Source organism: Helicobacteraceae bacterium, from assembly GCA_031258155.1.
In the GTDB taxonomy this organism is placed as follows: Bacteria; Campylobacterota; Campylobacteria; order Campylobacterales; family SZUA-545; genus JAIRNH01.
Window position 1 is genome coordinate 1 of the sequence record JAIRNH010000059.1, and the last position, 24,111, is coordinate 24,111.

The 24,111-nt window shown below is 51.5% G+C and carries 22 protein-coding genes; 11 read left to right on the plus strand and 11 right to left on the minus strand.

Annotated elements, in window-relative coordinates; genetic code table 11:
* Positions 1-40: 40 nt before the first annotated feature.
* The 8 genes from LBF86_07970 to LBF86_08005 form a co-directional block, all read right to left on the minus strand.
* On the minus strand, positions 41-1,390 hold the full coding sequence (locus LBF86_07970) for an aspartate ammonia-lyase (GenBank protein ID MDR0665437.1): 1,350 nt from the start codon (positions 1,388-1,390) through the stop codon (positions 41-43).
* A gap of 1 nt (position 1,391) precedes the next feature.
* Positions 1,392-2,594, minus strand: coding sequence for a [FeFe] hydrogenase H-cluster maturation GTPase HydF (gene hydF, locus LBF86_07975; protein ID MDR0665438.1), 1,203 nt, complete (start codon positions 2,592-2,594; stop codon positions 1,392-1,394).
* Complete coding sequence (gene hydE, locus LBF86_07980) at positions 2,591-3,676, minus strand: [FeFe] hydrogenase H-cluster radical SAM maturase HydE (GenBank protein MDR0665439.1); 1,086 nt, start codon at positions 3,674-3,676, stop codon at positions 2,591-2,593. The genes hydF and hydE overlap by 4 nt, the downstream gene beginning before the upstream one ends.
* Entirely contained in the window at positions 3,664-5,136 is a 1,473-nt protein-coding gene (gene hydG, locus LBF86_07985; GenBank protein ID MDR0665440.1) for a [FeFe] hydrogenase H-cluster radical SAM maturase HydG, read from the minus strand. Before hydG ends, hydE begins: the two co-directional genes overlap by 13 nt.
* A gap of 11 nt (positions 5,137-5,147) precedes the next feature.
* Positions 5,148-5,819 (minus strand): cytochrome b/b6 domain-containing protein, encoded by a 672-nt coding sequence (locus LBF86_07990; GenBank protein ID MDR0665441.1) that lies wholly within the window; start codon positions 5,817-5,819, stop codon positions 5,148-5,150.
* Positions 5,812-6,165, minus strand: coding sequence for an iron hydrogenase small subunit (locus LBF86_07995; protein MDR0665442.1), 354 nt, complete (start codon positions 6,163-6,165; stop codon positions 5,812-5,814). The genes LBF86_07990 and LBF86_07995 overlap by 8 nt, the downstream gene beginning before the upstream one ends.
* A gap of 11 nt (positions 6,166-6,176) precedes the next feature.
* Positions 6,177-7,529 carry a 4Fe-4S binding protein gene (locus LBF86_08000; protein MDR0665443.1) on the minus strand — a complete coding sequence of 451 codons (1,353 nt, stop codon included), beginning with the start codon at positions 7,527-7,529 and terminating at the stop codon, positions 6,177-6,179.
* A gap of 860 nt (positions 7,530-8,389) precedes the next feature.
* On the minus strand, positions 8,390-10,318 hold the full coding sequence (locus tag LBF86_08005; GenBank protein MDR0665444.1) for an acetate--CoA ligase family protein: 1,929 nt from the start codon (positions 10,316-10,318) through the stop codon (positions 8,390-8,392).
* A gap of 120 nt (positions 10,319-10,438) precedes the next feature.
* On the opposite strand from LBF86_08005, the gene LBF86_08010 reads away from it, so the two are divergent.
* The 6 genes from LBF86_08010 to LBF86_08035 are packed head-to-tail and all read left to right on the plus strand — an operon-like array spanning position 10,439 to position 17,096.
* Positions 10,439-11,773 (plus strand): response regulator, encoded by a 1,335-nt coding sequence (locus LBF86_08010; GenBank protein MDR0665445.1) that lies wholly within the window; start codon positions 10,439-10,441, stop codon positions 11,771-11,773.
* Positions 11,770-12,699 carry a chemotaxis protein CheV gene (locus tag LBF86_08015; protein ID MDR0665446.1) on the plus strand — a complete coding sequence of 310 codons (930 nt, stop codon included), beginning with the start codon at positions 11,770-11,772 and terminating at the stop codon, positions 12,697-12,699. Before LBF86_08010 ends, LBF86_08015 begins: the two co-directional genes overlap by 4 nt.
* Entirely contained in the window at positions 12,696-13,100 is a 405-nt protein-coding gene (locus tag LBF86_08020; GenBank protein MDR0665447.1) for a PAS domain-containing protein, read from the plus strand. The genes LBF86_08015 and LBF86_08020 overlap by 4 nt, the downstream gene beginning before the upstream one ends.
* Complete coding sequence (locus LBF86_08025; protein ID MDR0665448.1) at positions 13,097-14,809, plus strand: methyl-accepting chemotaxis protein; 1,713 nt, start codon at positions 13,097-13,099, stop codon at positions 14,807-14,809. Before LBF86_08020 ends, LBF86_08025 begins: the two co-directional genes overlap by 4 nt.
* A 17-nt stretch (positions 14,810-14,826) precedes the next feature.
* Entirely contained in the window at positions 14,827-16,665 is a 1,839-nt protein-coding gene (locus LBF86_08030; GenBank protein ID MDR0665449.1) for a chemotaxis protein CheA, read from the plus strand.
* Positions 16,662-17,096, plus strand: a complete 435-nt coding sequence (locus LBF86_08035; protein ID MDR0665450.1) for a chemotaxis protein CheW — start codon at positions 16,662-16,664, stop codon at positions 17,094-17,096. Before LBF86_08030 ends, LBF86_08035 begins: the two co-directional genes overlap by 4 nt.
* A 984-nt stretch (positions 17,097-18,080) precedes the next feature.
* On the opposite strand, the gene LBF86_08040 is transcribed toward LBF86_08035, so the two are convergent.
* Positions 18,081-18,476, minus strand: a complete 396-nt coding sequence (locus tag LBF86_08040; protein MDR0665451.1) for a hypothetical protein — start codon at positions 18,474-18,476, stop codon at positions 18,081-18,083.
* The gene (locus tag LBF86_08045) at positions 18,442-18,957 is read right to left on the minus strand and encodes a hypothetical protein (protein MDR0665452.1); all 516 of its coding nucleotides are present in this window, start codon (positions 18,955-18,957) and stop codon (positions 18,442-18,444) included. Before LBF86_08045 ends, LBF86_08040 begins: the two co-directional genes overlap by 35 nt.
* Positions 18,958-19,023: 66 nt before the next feature.
* On the opposite strand from LBF86_08045, the gene LBF86_08050 reads away from it, so the two are divergent.
* Positions 19,024-19,731 carry a hypothetical protein gene (locus LBF86_08050; protein ID MDR0665453.1) on the plus strand — a complete coding sequence of 236 codons (708 nt, stop codon included), beginning with the start codon at positions 19,024-19,026 and terminating at the stop codon, positions 19,729-19,731.
* On the opposite strand, the gene LBF86_08055 is transcribed toward LBF86_08050, so the two are convergent.
* Positions 19,692-20,483 (minus strand): ABC transporter permease, encoded by a 792-nt coding sequence (locus LBF86_08055; protein ID MDR0665454.1) that lies wholly within the window; start codon positions 20,481-20,483, stop codon positions 19,692-19,694. The two genes, LBF86_08050 and LBF86_08055, sit on opposite strands and share 40 nt — an antisense overlap.
* A 71-nt stretch (positions 20,484-20,554) precedes the next feature.
* Between LBF86_08055 and LBF86_08060 the strand changes: the two genes are divergently transcribed.
* The 4 genes from LBF86_08060 to LBF86_08075 all read left to right on the plus strand — a co-directional run bounded on the left by LBF86_08060 (position 20,555) and on the right by LBF86_08075 (position 24,105).
* Complete coding sequence (locus tag LBF86_08060) at positions 20,555-21,073, plus strand: flagellar basal body-associated FliL family protein (protein ID MDR0665455.1); 519 nt, start codon at positions 20,555-20,557, stop codon at positions 21,071-21,073.
* Between the two features lie 51 nt (positions 21,074-21,124).
* The gene (acpS, locus tag LBF86_08065) at positions 21,125-21,469 is read left to right on the plus strand and encodes a holo-ACP synthase (protein ID MDR0665456.1); all 345 of its coding nucleotides are present in this window, start codon (positions 21,125-21,127) and stop codon (positions 21,467-21,469) included.
* 904 nt (positions 21,470-22,373) lie between these two features.
* The gene (locus tag LBF86_08070; protein MDR0665457.1) at positions 22,374-23,726 is read left to right on the plus strand and encodes an anion permease; all 1,353 of its coding nucleotides are present in this window, start codon (positions 22,374-22,376) and stop codon (positions 23,724-23,726) included.
* 76 nt (positions 23,727-23,802) lie between these two features.
* Positions 23,803-24,105: a YggT family protein gene (locus tag LBF86_08075; protein ID MDR0665458.1), complete on the plus strand. Its 303-nt coding sequence runs from the start codon at positions 23,803-23,805 to the stop codon at positions 24,103-24,105.
* Positions 24,106-24,111: the final 6 nt, after the last annotated feature.

Consider the following 24,111-nt stretch of genomic DNA (forward strand, 5'->3'; position numbering starts at 1 on the left):
TTCGCGAAACTATCCTCGCCAAAAAAACTCAAACGCCGATTTACGCGATAGACGAAACGGCGTTTTCAAGCGCGAGGCGAACCTTTTTGACGTCCGCGCCGCACTCGCCGATAACGGCGCGGACGCGATCGTAACCAAGTTTGGGAACATACGAAGCCGCAAAGGCGAGGGAGTTTTCCAGAAGCTCGGCGCAACGCTCGCGGTTTGCCTTAACGGTTTCGACGCACTTTTGACGAAAGATCGCGCATGTTTTACACAGCAGCGATAGGCTCTCTAGCATAGCGTCGGCGATCAGCGGCGAAAAGGCGTTTAGCTCAAACTCTCCCCTCGAAGCGGCGACGCCGATCGCGAAATCGTTTGCCATGACCTTTATAGCGACCTGAATAACCGTCTCGCAGATTACGGGATTAAACTTGGCGGGCATAATAGAGCTGCCCGTCTGCACGGGCTCCAGCGCGATCTCCGCGATCGCGCCGTTTGGACCCGAGTTCATCAGCCGCAGATCGCCCGCGATTTTGGATAGATTAACCGCCAGCGCTTTTAACAGCCCCGAAACCTCCGCAAATACGTCGTAATTTTGCGTCGCGTCCATAGGATACTCCGCGGCGGCAAGCCCGATACCCGTAAGCTCGCGCAACTCCTCGATAATCGCGTAGCGATACTTGCGATCGAGCGGATCGCACGCGCCCACCGCCGCGCCGCCGATATTTACCTGCCTTAGACGCTCTTCGGCTTTATACAGCCTCCAGCGATCGCGCGCTATAGCTCCGGCATACGCGCCAAACTCGCTCCCAAGCGTTACGGGGACGGCGTCCATCAGCTCGGTGCGTCCGAGCTTGACCACGTCCTCGAACTCGATCTCCTTTTTCTGCAACGCCTCTTGCAACTTCGCGCACTGATCGCTTAGCTCGCGCAATAAGCCGATCGCGGCGATTCTTAACGCTGTGGGATATACGTCGTTGGTCGATTGCCCGCGATTAACGTCGTCTAACGGGCTAATCGCCTCGTAATCGCCGCGTTTTAATCCCAGCTCCGACAGCGCGAGATTGGCGATCGTCTCGTTTACGTTCATATTCAGCGAGGTTCCCGCGCCGCCTTGCAAAGCGTCTATGATAAAAGCGTCGTCGGCTTGAGCGTCTAGCGCGCGATCGCACGCGGCGATAATCGCCTCAAAAACCCCTTCGCGAGCGCTAAAGGCTTTCGCGCCCTCTTTTACGCGGCAGATCGCGGCGGCTTTTTTCACCTGAACCATCGCGTAGATCAGATGTTTGTCGCTCTTTTTATAATCCAGCGCAAAGTTTTCGCTCGCCCTCAAACTATGAATGCCATAAAGCGCCTCTTCGCTCAGGAGGCGCTCCCCCAAAGCGTCGCGCTCAAGCCGCGTCCGCACGCTACTCGACCAGCGCCGCTAAATGCGGAAACATCGCTACGCTACGCTTCAAAATCCCCTGCATATGCGCGATCAAAACGCCGTAGTTGGTAATCGCCTTCTCTTGATCGGCGGCTAAACTTCGCCGATATTTCATCTCCCGATCGTTTAGCATACATCCGCCGCAATGGACGATCAGGCGATAGGGCGATAGATCGTCCGGAAAATCCGCGCCGGAAGTGAAATCAAACTCCAGCCGCTTATTCGCGTGGTTTTTTATCCAGCGGGGGAGTTTGACCCGTCCAATATCGTCGCACTGGCGATGGTGCGAACACCCCTCTGAAATCAGTATCCGATCGCCGTCCTCCAAACGATCGACAACCGCCACGCCTTTAAGCGCCTGCGCTAGAAAACCTTTGTAGCGGGCGAAGAGAATAGAGAACGAAACGAGCGGAATATCGAGCGGAACGTCGGCGGCGGCTTTGGCGAAAACCTGACTGTCGGTAACGACTAGAGAGGGCTTTTTGCCTAGCAGCGAGAGCGTTTGCCTTAACTCCTGCTCCTTAACCGCGACGGCGATCGCGTCGGCTTCCAGAATATCGCGGATGGTCTGCTGTTGCGGGAGAATCAGCCTTCCTTTGGGCGCGGATTTGTCGATCGGGGTTACTAGCGCGACAAAATCGCCCGCGTTTATCAGATCGCCGACGAGGCGCAGTTTGGTTTCGCCGCCGCTTGGCAAAGCGGCGATCATCTCTTTCAGCGCGTCGATATTCTCTCCCGTTTTGGCGCTTACCGCGATCGCGTTTTTCTCGATTTGCGCCCCGCTCGCGATCAGATCGCTCTTGTTGTAAGCGACGATATATGGAATCTCCTTCGCTCGCAAAAGGCGTATTAGCTCCAAATCGGCTTCCTCTAAACCAATCGCCGAATCAACCGCGACGATCGCCGCGTCCGTTTTGTTTAGCGTCTGCCTTGCCTTACGCGCGCGAAGCGCGCCTAGCTCTCCCTCGTCGTCGATACCCGGCGTGTCGATCAGCGCTATTGGTCCCAGCGGCAGAAGCTCCATCGCCTTATAAACGGGATCGGTCGTCGTCCCTTTAACTTCTGAAACAATGGCGATCTCCTGTCCGATTAAGGCGTTCATCAGACTTGATTTTCCCGCGTTGCGCTTGCCAAAAATTCCAATATGAACGCGGTTTGCGAGCGGCGTTTCGTTTAAGCTCATCGGCTCCGCCTTTTTGCTTGCGCGGCTAAGCGATCGCCAAAACGGACGCTATCGCCGTTTGTCGTCGATACGCCTCTGCCGATCGCGCGGATTTTGCCGCTTATGCAACCTCTGCAATGAAGCGGCGTATCGTCTAAACATATCTTGCCCGGATATAGACGATAAAGCCGCCGATACTCGCCTTCCGTTACTACGGGCATCACCACGTTGGCGCCGCTTTGCAAAGCTCTGATCCGTCCGTTTCGATCTAGCGTCTCCATCGCGGTGGAAGCGGGGATATTTATCATCGGCAGCAGCAACCTAACCAGCGCCATAACTTTTAACGCTAAAATAAAATCGCCTTGCGGCGCTTTGCTAAGCGGAGTTTGCTCGTTTGGTATAAACGGACCTATGCCTATCATATCAAAGTCGCTCTCCTTAAAAAATAAAATGTCGTCCGCAATGGACGAAATAGTTTGATCGGGCAGACCCACAAGCGATCCGCTACCCGTTTCATAACCTAGTTTTCTTAACGTTTTCAAGCAGTCGAATCTGTTTTGATGACTCATTGAAGGGTGAAGTTTTTTATAAAGCCGCGCGTTGGTAGTCTCTATGCGTAGTAGATAGCGATTTGCTCCCGCCTCTTTATACGCGGCGTATTCCTCCTCGCTCTTTTCGCCAAGACTTAACGTAACGTGCGCGCCAGCTTCTCTTATCGATCGTATTACCTCGCAAAACTCGTCCAACTTATACGCGCCGCTTTCGCCCGATTGCAACACGATTGTCTTATATCCGTAAGCGATCGCTTTACGCGCGAGTTCCGCTATCGCCTCCGGCTTCAAAGCGTATCGTTTCAGGCTTTTATTCTGCCGCCTTAGCCCGCAGTAATAGCAGTTTCTTACGCATATATTGGAAAACTCCAGCAACCCTTTTAGATGAACGTCGTTTCCGTTGCGCGTTTTTCTCGCTAAATCGGCGTGAAAAAAGAGAGCGTCGTCGTATTCGTTCGAGGATAAAATAGCGACGATCTCTCTATGCGTAAGCGCGCTCGTATAAAACGCCTTTTGAACGATGCCGATTGCGCGGCGATCTATATATGACAATCGCTTTCGCCCCGTTCTAAGCCGTCGATCATCTTCTCGATCGTTCCAACCGCCTGCGGAAGATTTTCGCGCAACATATCCAAATATTTAGGAATAATCGTTTGTTCTCCTATGCTTTTTACTTCGCTGGAGGCGTAATCTCTTATATACTCCTTAAAGGTCAAAATCCCGTTTGGAATACACAGATATTTGATCTTCGCGCCTTTGGCTAACGGCATAAAGCTACAGCCGGTGCGCCCCTCGCGGTAGCACGAGGTGCAAAACGAGGGCAGCCTGCCGTCTTTCACGAGGCTTAGAATAAAAGCGTCTATGCTTCTGTGATCGCCTATCGAAAACTGCTGTTTGGCAAGGTTATTACCCTTGTTGTTTTCCGAATAGCCGCCTAAACCTATGTTTGTTCCCGCGTCGGTTTGAGAGACGCCGCATTTTCGCAACATTTCGTCTCGAACGATCGGATCTTCTCTAGCCGTTAAAATAGTGCCGGTAAAAGGACACATAAGGCGAATAACGGCGGCGATCTTTACTATATCTAAATCGCTTACGGCGTAGGGCGATCTAAAACTTTCGCCGTTTTGCGTTAATTTGATTCTAGGAAACGACATAGTGTGCGCTCCCACGCCAAATACGCGTTCCAAATCCATAGCGTGATAGAGCATAGCCAACGTCTCGTATCGCCAATCGTATAGCCCAAAAAGCGTTCCGATCGCCACGTCGTCAAGTCCCGCCTTCAACGCCCTATGCAAGGCGAACAACCGCCAATTATATTCGCCCTTGATCGTGCCTTTTGGATGAACCTTTTCGTATGTCGCTTTGTGATAGGTCTCTTGAAAAACCTGATATGTGCCTATCCCCTCGCTTTTTATCAGCTTATATTCCTCCTCAAACATTGGCGCGGCGTTGATATTTACCCGTCTTATCTCGCCTTTGTTTTTCTTAACGGAGTAGATCGTTCTAACGCTGTTTGCGATATATTCCGCGTCGCTTTTTGGATGCTCGCCAAACACCGCGATCAGCCGCTTCTGCCCCGCGTCTATCAGCGCCTCTATTTCGTTTTTTAACCCGTCGGCGTCTAGCGTGATCTTTTGCATATTTTTGTTTGACGAACGAAAACCGCAATAGGCGCAATTATTAACGCACGGATTTGAAATATATAAAGGCGAAAACAGGACTATGCGGTTTCCATACACCTCCTCTTTTACAAACGCGGCGGCGCTATATATCTCCTCCCAGAGATCGTCTCCTCGCGCGTTCATAAGAATCGCCGTCTCTTCGGGGGATAGCATAACGCCTTTGCTCGCGTTTGCTTTCGCCTTTTTTATCGTTGCTAAAACCTCGTTTGTCGATGGGGCGCTCGCCGCTTTTAGTATGGAATGTATTCGGCTATCGTCGATAAAATCCTCGTATTCGTTAGCGTTTTCCCAATCGATAACTCTTTGTAGCCTCTCTTTCGCCCATGCCATATCCGCCCCCTTTAATCGTCCTTGCCTTCAACTTTTACAAGGTCGTTTTCCACCCATTTTGGCGCGCTATGTTTCGCCTCCTCAAGCGACACATAGCCCTCGCCGCGCCCGAACATCGCCTTGAAATCGCCGAAATTCATCAACGCCATCGGCGCGTGTCCAAAAACAGCCAGCGCGGTAACGATAATCGAACCCCAGACGTGAAAGTAAAAGAGCGCGGTTACCGCCTGTTTTCCAAGCGCGGGCGTAAAGGCGTAAAGAAGCCAACCCGAAACGATAAGCGCGAAAATCATCGCTATAAACGCGGGATACAGCAGCTTCTGCCCCCCGTTGAATCTGCCTTGCGGCGCTACCTCTTTGGGTCCAAAACCGATCCCAAATATCTTTCTTGGATAACCGCCGAGATTTTTGAACCAGCTAAGCGTATCTCTATCCCAACTCGTCAGGTTTTTTAACAGCAGCATAAACCTATCGTAGTTGATAATCGCAAAACCAAAAAAGTTAGCGGTGGATAAAACGGCGGCGATTATATGTATGTCCATAGCGATCGCGGCGCTCTCGTCGCTTATCGGCTTGAAATATACCAAACAGCCCGTAACTATTAAGATCGCCCAGCTTAACAGGTTTATGTTGTGAAAAACCTTTTCGCAGACGTGAAACTTTAAGACTTTTGCGCTAGACATGATCGCCTCCTACTAATCCTAGATTGTTACGATCCACGTAGGTTTTTGTATGCAACAACTCTTCGGCTATTTCGCCCATAGGTTTGGTGTTTAGGTCTTTATAAACCTTTAACGCGCTAGGGTTTTGGTGCGAACCGGTTAGGTTCTGTTTTTGCAACCGCTTATCGTCTTTGTAAAGCCCAAGTTGCCTTAATCTTATATACGATTTGCGCCGCTCGATAATATCGGTGATCGCGTAGCCGCTTACGGCTATAACCGATACCGAAACTCCGGCTACTTTAAGAAAGTCGCGGCGGCTAATTAGCGATCGCGACGGTTTTTCCGCGTAGTATTCTTTTTCGCTCACTGTTTTCTCCTTTACGCTCTTAGCGGAAGCGGCAAAAGCGGATGAAGCCACGAAGTCCCCATCGTCCTAACGGGCTGTCCGCCCCCATTTACGCACCCGCCGGGGCAATTCATCACTTCTACAAAGTGATATTTGTTGCGATCGTCGATCAATCTATCCACAATCGTTTTTATATTCCTCGACGCTCCGTTTACGACGGCGACTTTCACCTCTGCAATTTTGCCGCCGTAATCTTTCAAAGGTATGGGAATGTTCGCTTCCACGATGTCGGTTTCATACCCTCTTACGGCGATCAGATCGGGATTTGACAACTCGTTTCCGGAGAGAATAAAATACGCGGTTCTTAACGCCGCTTCCATCACTCCTCCGCTATTTCCAAATATAGTCGCCGCGCCGGTATAGACGTTCATCGTCTCGTCGGCTCGCTCGTCTGAGAGCGTTAGCGGATTTATATTTTTTCGCCTGAAAATCTCCGCTATATCTCTTGCCGTCAAAACCGCGTCTATATCCTGAAAATTAGGCGTATTGGTAGGTATTTCGCCGTTTTTTATTAGATATTGACGCGCCGAGTTAAACTCCGGTCTGCTCGCCTCGAATATCTTTGCGGTGCATGGCGTAACCGCGACCATATAAACGCTTCTTGGATCGACCTTCCACACATATTTTGCCGCCCACGTTTTAGCTAACGCGCCGCCCATCTGTATAGGCGATTTCGCTCCAGATATGTGCGCCAAAAGTTGCGGGTGAAAGGTTTCGGCGTTTTTCACCCACGCGGGACAGCAACTTGTGAAATGCGGAAAAGGGTGCGCCGCCATATGTTCCAAATCCCCGCCTCGCTCTCCAAGCAGCCAGTATTGAACCTTTTTGATAAACTCCGTCCCCTCTTCCAAAATGGTCTGATCGGCGGCGAAATTGACGTCGTAGTTGTGAAATCCCGCCAGTTCGAAGGCGTTGTAGAGCCTGTTTATCGTCAGATCGCCGGGGTTCCCCCCAAACTCTTCGGCGATCGAAACCCTAACGGACGGCGATGGGTGAGCCACGACAAACGCGCCCGGATCGCTCAGCTTTTGCATTACCGTATCGACAAAGCTCATCTGCTCGATCGCGCCAAACGGACAATTCACAAGACACTGACCGCAATTTACGCACCGATTGACGTTGATCTTATGCGCCACGCCAAGCGATCCCTTAATCGCCTCCGTAGGGCAGAACGCGCTACAGGTGTCGCACCCTACGCAATTGTCCTGATTGATCGCGATTATGCCTCTTAGCTCCCCCTTTCGACAGGTTCCCTCGAACTCGGCGTCGCTCCCCCAAGCCTCTTGCGACGGATTGAACGTGGCAATCCGCGTTACCTTTGACATTTGCTCCCCTCCTTTTAGTATTACATTTTTAACATTGATAATACTACATCGGTTAACCTTAAAAAATAATTTAAGGTTCGAAATAAAGAAACAAAAAGCAAATCGCGCGTTAGGCGGCGTTTGCGCCGAACGGATACAAGCGGCAAAACCGCGCTTTACAAAAACAAACAATCAAGCGCGGTTTAGACAAACCGACGCGCTAGATTAAACGCAACCTATGCTAAGGCGACAACAAAATAAACTTCCGCTATTCCCCCTTCCCGCCATTCCCGCGAAGCGCCCCGCTCTGATAGGAGCGCAAAGCGCTCAGAAAAGCGGAAATCCGTCTCATAAGGCTCGGCGGAATGCGTAGATCCGTCTCTCTCTTTCACGCCTTCGGCGTATCTGGATACCCGCCTTCGCGGGAATGACAAAGGGGGTTGTTGTTCCAGCGAAGCGCTCGTTCGCGCGCGAACGTAGGCGCGCAGGAACGCGGCAATCCAGACAAAGAAAGATCGTATGCGATTCATACCACGACGGATTTGGGAGATGGATTCCCGCAATCCCGCGCATTCTCCTGCGCGCCTTGCGCTCCTAGCGGAGCGGGCGGACGAAAACCGCAAGGCGAGTAAAGGAGGAAGCGTCGAGATTTTAGCGCTTCGGGCAAGCCGCGCGAGAAACGACGCGGGGTTTGACTACGCGATAGATCAACGCGATCCCAACGCAAGGCGCAAGTAAAAAAGGAGGCGTTGTTGCGATTTTAGCGCTAGGACAATCGCCGCGAGCGCGCCAAAGCCCGTCGCCTCCGATCGCGGATTAAACTGGCAATCGCCGCCCGCGCGGGAGAGCGCGAGCGGAAAAGCGGCGAAGGGTTAGAAGGGTTATAGGAGATCGGTCGCCGCTTTAAGCGTATCGAAACTTAAAATGCCGTTTGCCTTGAGCAAATCGATACCTTTTTGCAGATCGTGTCCGCCGACCATAATGGGGATAATCGGCTTGTTCCACTTTCTTAGCAGCAGCTCCGCGATCTTATCGCCGTCGGTCATAAATTGCGGCGTAACCACAACGTAGATCAAATCTACGCCGTCAAAATTTTGCGTTATCTCAAGCGTTTTCTCGTAGCGATCGCTCATAGCGTCGCCGATAATATCCACCGGATTGGCTTTTGGCCAGTTAAACGGCAGCACCGCGTCGAGCGCCTTGACGTTTTCGTCGGTTAATTTGTATATCTTTTTGCCGCGTTTGACTATATAGTCGGTCAGAATAGACGCCGGACCGCCCGCGTTGGTAACGATTAGCGCGTTTTTGACGGAGCTAAGAGGCGGTCTAAAAATAAGCGCCTCGATATTGTTAAGCAGCGTGCAACCGGCGGACTCAAGCAGTTTTTTGAACATTTTGTAGTTGCCGCTTAGATTACCCGTATGGCTGAAAGCCGCCGCTTTGGATTCGTCGCTCTTGCCCGTTTTGAATATAAAGATCGGCTTCTTGCTCTTTCTCGCCGCCTCCATAAACGCCCTGCCGTCGCTCATACCTTCAACGTAGAGGCTGATCGACTTGCAGGTTGGCTCGTTGTTGAGCATTTCAACCAGATCGCCAAAATCCAAATCCGCCATATTGCCCACCGATACGATATGGCTAAAGCCGATCTTGTTTTGATACGCCTTGTCCATCAACGCCGCCAGCACCGCGCCCGATTGGCTGACGACGGCTATATCGCCGCTTAACACGTTGTTCGATCCAAAGGTGAGATTAAGATCGCTTTCGCCTTTATAGTAGCCAAGACAGTTTGGTCCTATCATATTGAGGTTGTATTTATTGACCAGATCGATAAGTTTCTGTTCGCCCTCTAGATCGCCAACCTCTTTGAATCCCGCGCTGATAACGAGGACGTTTTTGACGTTCTTTTGCGCCAGCTCCTCGATTGTCTGCAAAATAAACTTGCCCGGAATGCTAATAACGGCGGTATCGACGTCGCTTGGCAGTTCGGGGACGCTTTTGTAGAGCGTTTTGCCAAATAGCTCGCCGCCTTTGGCGTTCACAAAATACGTTTCGCCCTTGAAATTAAGCGCGTTTTTGGCGATCGCGTAGCCAACCTTATCGGGATCGGAGCTAGCGCCAATTACCGCGACTTTTTTGTTGTCGAAAAAATCATGACGTTTGCGCCGCGTCGTTCTAATGTTTTTGTCCTCAAACAAAACCCGCGCGTCCACCGCGACTAAACCTTCGTCGGTAAGCAAAACGGGGTTTAGGTCCATTTCGCTAACGGAAGGGTTGTTTTTGATAAAGTTTTGCAGTTTTTCCACAAACGCGATCGCGCCGTCTATCGTAAAGCCAAGACCGCGGAAGTTATCTAGCAGCTTAGAGATTTTTGCGCCTCTTAGCGCGCGCTCGATCTCGGCGCGATCGGCTTCCAAAGAGATATAGCTTACGTCTTTGTATAGTTCCAGCAGCACGCCGCCTTTGCCAAAGAGAATTGTCTTGCCAAACACGGGGTCGTTTACCATGCCAAAATACAGCTCTTCGCCGCGCAGCATTTTTGTGGCGATAAAACGATCCGACTCGTCTAGTTTTACGCCGCGACTTTCCACGTTTTTGATAATCTCGGCTTTAGCCGCCTCAAGCTGTTCGTTGCTGGTTATATTGAGCTTAACCGCGCCAAACTCGCTTTTATGAACGACTTTAGGCGATTCAATTTTTAACGCTACGGGGAAAAAATCTACGACGGGCTTTTCCTTGAACCCAAACGATTTGTAAGGAGCGACTGGCACTTGGCGCTCGCTCAAAAGATCATATAGCTCCGATTCGGTCACTTGCTCTCCTTAACTTTGATATTTAGTGCGGATTGATTATAACTTGCGCAACCTTTCTTGGTCTTTTGGAATAATAACGGCTTGTTATAATTAACGGCTAAAGAGGACAAGGAGTGATCTGTGGCGATCGTTAAACGAAACGTCCGAGTCGGACGCCCCATATTGCAATGCAAGCTGACGGGCGGCGATCGGTTGGTTGCGCTTGTCGATTTGCAAACTTCGTGCGCCGTTAAAATACTCGACTCAAAAACGCAGACGGACCTGGGCGGCTTTAGCATACCAGTATCGCCAAAAAGCCCGCTCGATTTTTTTATTTCCGGTCATTTTGTTTTTGCCCTCGATCGCAATCTTGACGTCGTCGATCTGTATGACCTCGACTCTAAGAAAAAGGCGCGATCTTTCGATATAAAGCCCTCGCGCGACGGCGAGCCGTCCGCTATCGCGGCGAGCGAGGACGGGACGCGCTTCGCCGTCGGGGATAAGCGAGGCGTTTTTACGTTCTGGTCAACGGATAACGCGCGACCGATCGCGACGGTTAAAGGATTCGAGCCGATCTCGCTTATCGAGCTTAGCGCAAACGCCGAGACGGCGGCTATAGCGTTTGAAAACGGCGATATTACCATTGTCAAAACCGCCGATCTCAACAATCAATCGTCGCTCGAATTGCATAAGCGCGGCGTAAGCGCGCTCAAATTCGTCGGCAACTATCTAATAAGCGGCGATCTAGAAGGGCGCGTAGCCGCATGGAACGTCGAAAACGGTAAATTAGCGCGCGTCTATCCGATTGGCAAAGGCGCGATCAAAGCGATCGATCGCGCTTTTGACGATCGCGCCGCTATTGTGGCGACCGAAGGCGGCGCGTTGGCTTTGACGGATATAAACCGAGATCGGCAGGCGCTGGAGTTGGACATGTTGGGCGAAGGGCTTGTTTCGGCGACCTTCGACGACAAAACGGAGCTCTCCGTCGCGGTAACGTCCTCGTGGAATATGCTGTTTTTCGATCTGCTAGACGATAAATCGATAGAGATTTTTTTGACGCCTAAAAACGGCGAGGATCGCGTTCGATCAGACGCGATCAAAGTTATCGTGACCGATGATAGCGTAACGATGCGGAGGGTGATTCAAGCGGCGCTTAAATCGGATTTTCCGTCTTTGGAGATTCTTGAGGCAAGCAACGGCAAAGAGGCGCTTGAGCTGCTTGAGCAAAATCCCGACGTAAAAATTATGTTCCTAGACTGGAATATGCCTACTATGAGCGGCGAAGCGACGGTGGCGAAGATCAAGGAGGCGAAAGTCTATCCGAACCTTCTGATCGTTATGGCTACCACCGAAGGCGGGCATGAGAAAGTTATGCAGATGCTTAGAATGGGCGTAGCCGGTTATCTGGTCAAGCCTTTTCGCAGGGACGCTATAACCAAAATCACAAGTAAACTGATGGAGCGAATCGCCGTATGAGCGCGGAGCTTGATATTCAAAAAAGCGTTGAAAAGATGACGGATAGCCATCTAAACAACATTATGCAGCTCGCGGTTTTTTACTCGGCAAACTACGAGATATACGCCGTAAACGTGGCGAAAATACAAAATTTCGTGATTCTAAGCGAGATTAACATCGTGCCAAACCGCGATCCTAACAGCGTCGTAGTCGGCGTGGCGCAAGTGCGCGACGAGCTGGTAACTTTCGTCGATCTCGATCGCTGGCTTGGAATGCCAAAACCCGATCTCGCGGATTTTACGGTCGGCGTGGTTTGTAGCGTTAGCCGCCGCAGGATCGGTTTTTTTGCCCGCGAGATTATCGGCATCGAGGATAAATATAGCTTCGAGCTTAAAATCCCCGATTCGCGCGCGCTTAAAATCCTCTACGTTACCAACATAAAAATCAACGGCGAGAATAAACCGTGCGCGGTTTTCGATATAGAGCGGCTCATGTCCGATTGCGGGTTTCCCAAAGAGATGCCGCCGTTTGTTCTCCCGTCCAAAGAGGAGCTTAAATTTGTCCGCAAAAAAGCTCTGATCGCCGAGGACAGCGTTTCCGCCGCGAAAAAATTAGCCGATTTTTTTGATTCGCTGAACATATCCTACGAGATCTACTCGGACGGGGCGGAGCTTATATCGCGTTTAGATTCGATAGACGTAAACGAAGTGGGGCTGATCGTAACCGATCTGGAGATGCCCGTGCGCGACGGCTATCAGGTAATTGCGCATATCAAGCGAAACGAGCGGCTTAGCGCGTTGCCGGTAGTGGTCAACTCAAGCATGACCAGTAGCGGCGTTGCGGAGAAAGTCAAACGGCTGGGCGCGGTCGATCATATCGACAAATCGGACACGCACGCGATGTTTAAGCTGGTGGAGCGATATATGAAAGAGAGGCAAAACAAATGAGCGAAAACGGCAGAATGATCGCGGTGGACGAAAAGAGCATGCTCGTTTCGGAAACGGATCCAAGCGGGATAGTTAGATATATTAACGACGATCTGATTGAAATATCCGGTTTCAGCGAAGCGGAACTCGTGGGAAAACCATACGATTTTATGCTCCATAGCAGCGTGCCGAAATCTATACCGATAGATATGGGGCGGGCGATAAACGAGGGCGGGGTATGGAAAGGCTTTGTCAAACACAGGACAAAGGGCGGCGATTACTATTGGGTATTTATGACCGTCTTTCCGATCGACTCCATCAACGGCGAAGGTTATCTCGCCGTTCGCACGAGAGCGAACGAGGAGGAGATAGAGCGTTACGAGAAAAAATACGAGCAAATGCGGCTTGAGGAGACGCGATGAGCCGCGCCGCATCTATTTTTTATTGGTTTTTGATCGCCGCGACGCTGATCGGCTCTTTTGCGTATCTTAGATTGCAGATCAACGACGCGCATAAGATCGCGCAAGAGGTAGTTTCGCTTGCGCGCGCTAACGCTCGGCTGGAAACCCTTTTGAGCGTCGCGGCGTATATAGGCGACGCGAGCGAAACGGAGAAAAAGACGATAGAGGCGCTTGTATCGTGGCTTAACGGGGACGATCCTGCGATAGGCAAGGCGGCTAACGACTATTATGGCGCGTATCTAGAGCGCGTTCAGACGGGCGCGATCGACGACGGAGCGCAAAGTTTCGCTACGGGCATAACCGCGCTTAGCGTAAAGGCGAAAGCCGCGCTGGAAGCGAAACGAGATAGCTATTACGACGCGACGTCCGTCGTGGAGTTCGTAGAGGTTATAAGTTTCGGCGTCGTTTTTTTGATCCTGATATTAAAATGGTATTTTGAAACTAAAGCCAACGACGAAACGCTCGCGCGCGTAGCCGCGTATATAGGGCGCTTTTCAAACTACATCTCCGAGCAGTCAAACGAGTTCGAGCGGCTGACTATGGTAGAAGACTCTATGGGCGAGATTATCAAAGACATTAACGACGCGGCGGATCGTCTTGAAAAACGCCGCGACGATAACATAAAGGCGCTGGGCAATATCTTGCTGTTCTCCGAGCAGGTCGGCAAGGGGCATACGGCGCACCGTATGATCGGCAGAAGCGATAACTATCTAAATTACGGGCTTATCAAAGCGTTCAACCGAATGACCCAAAGCATAGACGCCGTCATACGCCGCGCGCTTAACGCTCTTGAATCGTATAAAAGCGGCGATTACGCCGTTAAAATTGAAACGGGAGGGCTAGGCGGCGAAGCGCTTCGTTTGATCGAGGGGATCAATACGCTCGGCGCGGCGTTAAGCGACAATACGACGATGAACTACAAATACGGCATGACGCTAAACGCCGCTTCAAAAGAGCTTGCCAACGCCGTAGAGAGTCTTTCTAAAATATCGGTTAGTCAAGCCGCGAGCGTAGATCATATCACCGCCGCCGCCAGCGATATTATTCTGCAGATTCAAGACACGACGCGCAAAGCCGAACAGATGGCGGCGTTTGCGATCGAAACGAAAACGGCGGCGCAGAGCGGACTTTCTTTGACGCAGGGAACGGTGACGGCTATGGAGGAGATCAGCGTCTCCACTTCGCAGATCAAGGAGGCGATCGCCGTGATCGACTCTATCGCCTTTCAAACCAATATTCTATCGCTCAACGCCGCCGTAGAGGCGGCGACGGCTGGCGAGGCTGGCAAAGGCTTCGCCGTAGTGGCGGGCGAAGTTAGAACGCTCGCGGGCAAAAGCGCGGAGGCGGCAAAAAAGATAAAAGAACTCGTGGCGCAAACGCAGTTAAAGGCAAACGACGGCATGGCGATCTCCAAAAAGATGATCGAGAGCTTCGATATTCTAAACCGCAAAATCTCGGACACCTACGATCTGGTGGACGCCGTTACGAGCGCCGCGCAAGACGAGATGAAAAAAGCCGGAAGCATAAGCGATTCGATTGAAGAGCTTGGCGCGATCAACCGAAAAAATAGCGAAGCGGCTATAGACACGGGCAAGATTACGCGGCAGGTTTCGGCGCTTGCCGATCGGCTTGTGCGCGTCGCGCGGGATAAGCGCGTATCCCCGATATGACGCGGTAAGGTTAGGCGATGACCGAATATCAATCGCTGTTTTTGGAGGAGGCGAGCGAGCTTTTCGCAAACGCCTACGATTGCCTGTTAAACGCCGAAGAGAACGACTATTTAGATTCGCAAGCCATAGGCGAACTGTTTCGCATTCTGCACACGATTAAAGGCGGCGGCGGAAGCGTTGATTTTGATCGTCTTAGCCGATACGCGCACGGTTTGGAGAATATGCTCTCCTTGCTGCGCGACGGTAAAATCGCCTATCAAAGCGGCATGGCGGAATTTCTTGTCGATAGCTTTGATCAGATGCAGGAGATTTTGAAGGCGGAATCGCAAAACAGGATCGATAACGCCGAATACAATATCAAGCTAGAACGGCTCGATCGCAGGGCGCGGGAGTATATAGGCGAAAAATCGGACGCGGCGCGAGACGACAAGGCGTTAGACGCGGACGAGGGATTCGCGCTTTTCGATCCCGCCCAGATCGACGCCGCTCAAAATCCCGCCGCCGACAAGAACGACGAAATATACGCGCAAGACGTAACCAGCGAGGGATTCGCGCTTTTCGATCCCGCCCAAATTGAAGCGGCGCAGACTCATGCCGAGCAAAATCCCGCCGCCGATAATCCTTCCGCGCCGCCGCCAGAAAGCGGCGACAAAACCAAAAGCGCGAGTATTCGCGTCGATCTGGACAAAATCGATCTGCTACTTAACCGCGTGGGCGAGCTGGTGATCACCAACTCTATGCTTAGCCGCTTCTCCGAGCGGCTGGAATCCAAAGCCGATCGCGACGAGATGGGCGAAAGGTTAGGACAGCTAACGCGGCATATCAGGGCGCTGCAGGACGCGGTGATGGGCGTTCGTATGATTCCAATAGAGCATATATACGCAAAACTGCCGAAAATCGCGCGCGATATAGCAAAAAAGCTAGGCAAGCGAGCGCGGCTAGTCTATAGCGGCGAGAACGTCGAAATAGACAAGATGATAATCGAGGGACTAAACGATCCGCTTATGCACATTATCCGCAACGCGTTAGATCACGGACTCGAGGATCCCGCCGCGCGCGAAGCCGCCGGCAAGAATCCGGTCGGCTCGGTAAGCGTTTCCGCCGCGCAGGAAAACGGGCAGATCGTAATTATAATCAAAGACGACGGGCGCGGAATCGACACGCTCAAAGTGGTGTCCAAAGCGATCGAGCATAAGCTAATATCCGCCAATCAAGCCTTAAGAATGAGCGACGACGACAAAAACGATCTGGTCTTTATGGCGGGGCTTACCACCGCCGACGCGGTAACCGATATTTCGGGGCGCGGCGTCGGTATGGACGTGGCGCGCAACAATATAGCGAAGCTCGGCGGCATCGTCAGGGTCAAATCGCAAAAAGGCGTCGGGACAAGCGTAACCATCACGCTTCCGCTTACGCTCGCGATCTTGGACGGCTTAAACGTAAGCGTGGGCGATCATCGATATATCCTGCCGCTTTCGTCGGTAGTCGAGTCGTTGCAACCGCGCCAGTCCATGATCCAATCAAACGGCGACGGAAGTAAAACTACGCTTTTGCTCAGAGAAAGCTTTATTCCCATTTTGGAGCTTTATTCGCTGTTTAACATCAAGCCAAAGTTCGTCGACCCGTCGCTGGGCATGCTGATCGTGGTGCGCGCGGGCGGCGAGCGAATCGCGCTGTTTGTGGATAGTTTCGGCGCGCAGCAACAGGTCGTCGTTAAATCGCTGGAGAAAAATTTTAGGCGCGTAGGCGGGATTGGCGGCGCGACGGTGCAGGGCGACGGCGAGGTTGTTTTGATCCTCGATCCGCTTGGGCTGGTCGAAAAAGAGCGCGAACTGCGGCAAACGAGAACGCGATGAAAGAGGAATTTCTGATTTTCAGAATGTTCGGCATTCTATACGGCGCGAGGCTAAGCAGAGTGCGCGAAATCATAACCTACGCGGGCAAGATCACGGCGCTGCCCAACAATCCCGCTTGGGTGCTAGGGGTAATCAATATGCGCGGCGAGGTTACGCCCGTGATCGATTTTCGGCGCAAATTTTCCGCGATCGATACGGTTTACGACGAAGAAACTATTATAGTGGCTATGAAACTGCGCAACGGGCGCGTGATGGCGATCGTAGCCGATAGTATCGAAACAATCGCGGAAATCGACCCCGCCGATCTGCAAGCCGCGTCGGATATGGGAAGCGGACTTGATCCGCGCTGTTTGGAAGGTTTGGCGCAATTAAACGGCGAGATGGTCAGCGTTATCAATATAGACGTTATGCTCGATATAAACGAAATTTAGCGGCGGCATTCCGATAATCGCGATCGCCGCAGTTGAGAGGTTGCGAGAGGTTGGGCTTCAGAAGAGCCAAGCCAAAGGGTCGTATTAAAGGATGCGCTTGGCGTAGCGTATCTAGCGACAAAACGGGATTTAAGAGAGCTATAAGCCGTCGCTGGAAATCTCCGACTAAGAGGAGAAATAAAGTCTATCGGAGCGGAGTTAGGCGCGACGTAATGGCTAATCGGGACTGTTTTACTAGGCGTATTAACCATCATCGCAAAACTCTTTTAACGCAACGCGCATCTTTGACGGCGCAAGACGCGCTAAAAACGCTTTGATTGCCTTATGCGATCGGGCGCTTTATCGCTACCGTTATGATCGACGATTTGTCGCGATCGCGGCGCGAAAGCGATCGCCGTTTTGTTAAAGGCGAGGCGCTTTCGGCGCAAAGTCGCCTAGTTTTTAATAACGCCTTTCTATAACGAGAGGCGCTTTGGCAAGAAGCCGCTCCGATATTTCGCAATGCCTTTATATAGCGCGGATTCCCGCTTGCGCTGTAATAACAACCTTCTTTATCATACTCGCAACAACGCGTATCCGATGCGCCGAAGGCGTGAAAGAGATGGATTTCCGCCTTCGCGGGAATGACGGCGCGCGCGATCGTTAGGGGGGCGCAACCTGCGATAAGGAGTCGCCGCTAGTTGCGCGTTATTCCAGCTCGCGTGTAAGGAGACAAAAGCAGAGCGAAATTTGGCGAGCGCAACGGTTACTTTTAGAGAAAATCAAAACGCGGCGAGCGATAAACGGGGCTTAAAAGCCGACAAACCCGCGCCGCAAATAACATGCTTTTCCTATTAAGCCTTATTCGCGCTTTTATATAAGCAAGGAACAAAGAAAAACGATGGGATCCACTAGCCGCCCTAAAGATGCGCGTATCGGCGCATTATTGCGAAAGTTGAGTTTTATCCGCCGTTTTGCGTCGGGCTAATTTGCTTCGGAGTCGTCTTAGGTTTTTATCGCTTCGGTTTTCAAACTCTCTATAAAATCTAAAGCGCGATCTTGTATTCCGTCGTTGTCGGCTTTCGCAAACGTTATAGCCTCTTCTTTCATACCCGCAATCCACGACGGATAGAGTTTGCTAAACCGCGCGATCTTGCGCACAAGCCGATTTAACGTCATTTCATTTTTCGCGCATTTGGCTATGTAGCTAAACGTTCGTTCCGCGAATAACTCCCGATCTTTCAAACCGCTAAAAAGAGTTTCAGCCGCGGACTTGATCCGAGTATGCGTATCCTCGAGTTCTCGCTCAACCGAAACGATCAGCGCCGCGAAGATCATGGCGTAGAAATCAACCTGCTCGTCCAATCTAAATAGATTGCGAAAAAAATCGCTGAAACTCATCTCTGTTCCTCAAAAAATCTTTAATCTCGTCAGGTATCGGCAGGTTGGCGCTCTCGCCAGAAAATGCTTGCCGAAGCTCCGTGGAGCTTATTCCGCCGCCCTCTTTTAGCCGATCGACGATTCTAATCGGCAAAACTTCCGAGAACCACTCGCCGTTTTTACGATCGCCCGCGTAGTAGCGCGTAGGATTTGGCAACCCTTGTCGTTTTATCTCGCCCAGAACGAAATCCGCCCATTCGCGCTTGCTATTCGCCTCTATGTCGCGCAGACCAAACACTTTTAATCGCGGCTCGTCTTTGTATAAAGCCTCGATCATCGCCTTGCGATCGGCAAAGCTAAACGGATTGCGCCTATCGTTCTTGTTAATCGAGCCTACTCCCACCAACGCGATAGCCGCTTCGGACAACATCGCGTCTATAAGCAACTTGTGTCCGTTGTGAAGCGGTTGCAAACGCATCACTGCCAACGCGGCTTTTTCCATCGCGCTATTATATCAACGGAATGCCGCTTGCTTTATCCGAGGTAGATTGCGCTAAAGGAGCGACGGTTGAGAACGTTACTGATGTTTGCGGCGTTTGCGGTTTTAATTTTCGCAAAAGACAACTATATTTTTGACTATTCAAGCGAAGCGCTTGTAAGCGAGCGGTTTGAAAGGCTTGAAAGAGAGATTGCCGAACTAAAAGGCGATTTGATTAGGCTTAAAAGCGATCGAGACGCGCCCGCCAAGCGCGGCGAAGACGCCGACAGGCTCAAAAAGCTAGAAGCCGACGTAGCTAGGCTGGCGAAGGAAAACGCGGCGCTCCTAGCCGCGCAGAAAAAGATAGCCGGTTCGATTCCGAAAAACGCCGGAGTCGTCCAAACGATTGTCGAGCGCCCAAGCGCGGACGTGGACGAGCGCTTGGATAAGCTGGAAGCCGCGATCGCCGCGCGATTAAACGTTGTAGAAACGAACGGAGCCGACGAAGCGACCGCGCTTCGCGTCAATACGCTCGCCGATCGGGTTTTCGCGCTCGAAACAAGCGTGAAAGAGGCGCTATCGCGCGTAGATAGCGGCGCGGGATTGCCGTTTGATCGGTATTTGGATATTACAAAAGCGCACGTAGAGTATTTTATTTTAGGGCTACTAGCTTTTATCGTATTGATGTTTTTGCTACTTTTAATCGCGTTAGGGCGGGCTTCAAGAGCGGAGAGCAAGATCGCGCAGCTAGTTAAACTCTACCAATCTAGCAGTAGAAAGAGCGAAGACAGAAAGTAGTTGGCGAGAAACAACGCGACGCTGGCGCTGACGACCGCTTGGGTAGTGGCTAACCCCACGCCTTTTGCGCCGCCGCTCGCGTTGTAGCCAGCGTAGGTGGCTATCGCGCCGATCAGATAGCCAAAGACAATACCTTTTATACATCCTTGCAAGAAATCGCTCAAACTGGCGTAAAGCTCGATCGTTTGCATATAGGCGTTTTCATTTACGCCAAGTTCCGTCGCCAAAACATACGCGCCTACGTTGGCGACAAGATCGAACACGACGATCAAGATCGGCGTCGCGATAACAGAGGCGAGAATACGGGGCGTTAATAGATAGGCTTTGGAGTTGATCGATAGCGCCTCGATCGCGTCGATCTGCTCGGTAACGCGCATTGTTCCAAGCTCCGCCGCCATTGCGCTAGCGGCGCGGCTAATTAACATTAACGCGGTAAAAACAGGTCCGAGTTCGCGTCCGATCGCTAGGAATATCGCGTAACCCATCATCGATTCCGCCCTGAATTGGTGAAACGCGCCGTAAAGTTGGATTGACATCACCATTCCCGTGAAAACGGCGGTCATAACGACGACCACAAGACTATTCGCGCCGATAACTTCAAGCTGTTTTAACAAAAGCGAGCCGCGAAACGGACGAGAGAAAAGCAGAGGAAAGAAACGCGCCTGAAAGATGAAAAACGCGCCTATTTTCGCGTTAAATTCGCCTAACGCGCGAAATGGCTGACCTAAACGAAACAAAAATGCTTCAAACATCTGATAATCTTATGCTTTGCTAGGCTAAAATTGCCGATTTACTCGTATTGTAACACAACAAGGAGCTTTGAGTGGCAAACGCGAAATCGGACGAAAAAGAAGAGCCAAAAAAGAAAAGCCCGCTACTTTTGATTGCCATAGGCGGCGTCGCGCTGTTTTTGATTATAGTTATTCTTGGCGTCGTTTTGCTGATAGGTTCAAGCGGCGAAAGCGTCCAACCGCAAAGAGACGGCGAAAATCTTTCGCAAAACAGGGTTAGCGGCGGGACCGTAGGCGTCGAACCTATGCTAGGACCTATGGTGGATCTGGAACAATTTATCGTTAATCTGCTCGGCGGCGACGGCAGACGTTACCTTAAAACAAATATCAGTTTGGAGCTTACGCATAAAAACGCGGGTCCCGAAGTGGAAAACAAAATGCCGCGCATACGCGACGCGATTATTCGACAGCTTTCAAGCAAACGATTTGACGAGATTTCCACCGAAAGCGGCAAGGCGCGCTTGTGCGAGGAGATAAAAAATAACGTCAATAGACATCTAATCGACGGGCAGGTCAAGAACGTTTATTTTACGACCTTTGTCATTCAATAAAGCGCGTCCTATTTCAAGCGTTTTGATTTTGGCGCATTGGTCGAACGGCAAATGATAGGCGTTGATTTGATCGAGATCGGGCGAATCGCGGAGTTAAAAAAGCGCTTTGGCGATCGGGCGCTGAAGCGGTTTTTGAGCGAAGCGGAGATTGCTTCCTGCGGCGATCGTCCCGAAAGCGTCGCGGGGCTTTGGGCGGCGAAAGAGGCGGTCTCCAAAGCGCTTGGCGTCGGAATCGGCGCGAAGCTGGGTTTTCTGGATATTGTGATCGTCAAAAATAAAGAGGGGGCGCCGACCGCCATTTTAAGCTCTCGCGCCGCTAAACGTTTTGGAATCGTCAAACTGCAAGTATCAATCTCGCACGAAAAAAAATACGCGATCGCCGTCGCCCTAACATAAACGGCAACGATCGAACAAGCGGCGCTAAATCAGGCGCGCTTACAAACGCGCCGATCAAACGTTTCTTTGGGCTTACGACGAGGCGTATGGGCAAACGCGGACGCGCTTGTAATACGGATTTATCCTATAATTTTGCCCGTCTAATCTTCGCGCCTTGTTCAAATCTGTGGCGAAGTTAGCGCGCGGTATACGCCGCGCTTGTCAGGCGACGACGCGCCTTGCGGATTGAAACTGCGTTTAGCCTTAATTCCGTTGCGTGTAAAGATGTCGCGCTCCTTGCGAGCGCGTGGATTGAAACCGGGCGACGCGAGCGCTACTCCCGCCCCCTCATACGGTCGCGCTCCTTGCGAGCGCGTGGATTGAAACAAGAATATCCGAGTTGGACGGCATTGCGGTTATAACCGACTTATACGCTCGGTTCCGCTTAATTGCCTCGATCGCATACGCCATAAACGACGAGTTATAGCTATGCTTTCGTTAACGCGCCGTTGTTGGATATTGAGTCGCAAATTAGCGAAAGCGATCTTTACGACCACGACCACGCCTCGTCATTCTCGCGCTTTGCTAAACCAGCTGTCCTCCGCCCTTCCCGCCTCTCCCGTCATTCTTGCGAATGCGCCCGTTTGCTTGCGAACATCGGCGCGTAGGAAGGCGATAACCTATCTCCTCTCCGTCATACCCGCGAAGGCGGGAATGACGGAGAGGGGGAGGGGCGATCGGCTAGACTTGCGGCAAACGCGGGTCTGCGTTAAACGCCGTTGTTGGATCGCGAGATTAGGCGCGAAGCGCGTCAATTTTTGCCGATCTCGTTCAAAACGCCTAAACGTTTTTGCCTTCGTCGAGACGCGTTTCAACGTTTGCGTATAAAATCCGATTTGAAACTTTATGAAACGGACGCGGACAATTGGCAAATAAACAGATCAAAGGGATCGCCGTAGCGGTTATAGCGGCGGCGCTAACATACGCGATCGCGCTTGGCGGCGGCTTAAACGATCAGCATTCGCGTCTTTTGGGAGCGGTCGTTTTGCTTGTCGCGCTGTGGACGAACGAGGCGTTGCCGCTCGGCGTGGTTTCGCTGCTGCCGATCGCGCTCTTTCCGGCGCTTGGCGTTATGAGCGCGGATAAAACCGCCGGCAACTACGCCAACGGCATTATCTTTCTCTTTTTGGGCGGGTTTATGCTGTCCTTAGCCGTCGAAAAAACGGAGCTCCACAAGCTAATCGCCCGCAAGTTGCTGAAGATTTTTCCCGCGAGCGCGCGCGGCGCGATCTTCGCGCTTAGTTTTACCAGCGGCGCGTTGAGCGCCGTTCTTTCAAACACTACGACGGCGATGTTGCTAATGCCGTTAGCCCACTTTCTGACAAGCGACGCGAGATTAAAAACGCGCTTAGCGCTCGCGATCGCTTTCGGCGCGAGCGTCGGCGGCATAATCACCCCGATCGGCACGCCGCCCAATCTAATTCTATTTGGTTTTTTAAACGCGCAAAATATAGGCTCGATCTCGTTTATGGGCTGGATCGCGCTTATGTCTCCGCTGGCGCTGGCGATGCTGATCGCGCTCTCCCTGCTGCTTTCCGTCGGCGCGAAAAATATGAAGTTAACCTATAATTTAAGCCAATGGTCGCCAATCACCAAAGAACAGAAAAAGTTGGGGGCGATTATCGTTTCATTAGCGGTTTTGCTCCTGCTTAATTCGCCGATCGAGCCTTACTATAGCGGGCTGGGGTTGAACGAGCAGTCCCTGATACTGTTTTACGGACTTTTGCTGTTTATGCCCGGTTTATCGTTTATCGATTGGAACGACAGCAAAAAGATTCCCTACGAGATCGTCTTTCTGTTTGGCGCCGGATTCGCGCTCTCGCAGGCGTTTTTGACTACGGGACTGGATAAAAGCGCGGCGGGGGCGATGGAGTTTTTCGTATCTAAAGGCAGTTTAGCGACGCTTATCGCGATCTTGGTCGTTATGAGCTTCCTAGGCTTTGCGATCAGCAACACCGCCAAAGCCTCTATCGCGCTTCCGATCGTCTATTCGCTCTGCCTGCAAGGCGGTTTTAGCGTGGAGCGATTTTTGTTAGCCGCGACGGTTTGCGCGAGTTTTTCGTTTATGTTGCCGATCTCCACGCCGCCAAACGCGATCGCGCTTTCAAGCGGCGCGTTAAACGTAAAAAATATGGCGTTTTACGGGACTATATTTACCTTTATAGGTTTGTTTTTGTTGGCGGCGATCGTTTACGGGTATTGGGCGGCGCTCTTATAAACGCCGCAATTTGCGAACGGGCGCCTCAAACGGAGAGAATAGTCCGCCTTTGTTACAATAGCGCGAAAGGAGAGATATGAGCGTTTTATCAAGACTAATTGAAGCGATCGCCGTTATTTTAGGGCAAGTTATCTCGATTTATAGTATTATCATTATCGTAGCCGCGTTGGTAAGTTGGGTTCGCCCCGATCCGTATAACCCGATCATACAGATACTATATCGCCTGACGGAGCCAGTTTATAACCTTGTTCGCCGTTTTGTAAGAACAAATTTTCAGGGCGTCGATTTCGCGCCGCTTATCGTTATTCTAGCTTTGCAGTTTATCAATCTATTTCTCGTTAGACTGCTTATAGATTTCGCTCGCTCTCTTAGCGGGTAGCTTGGA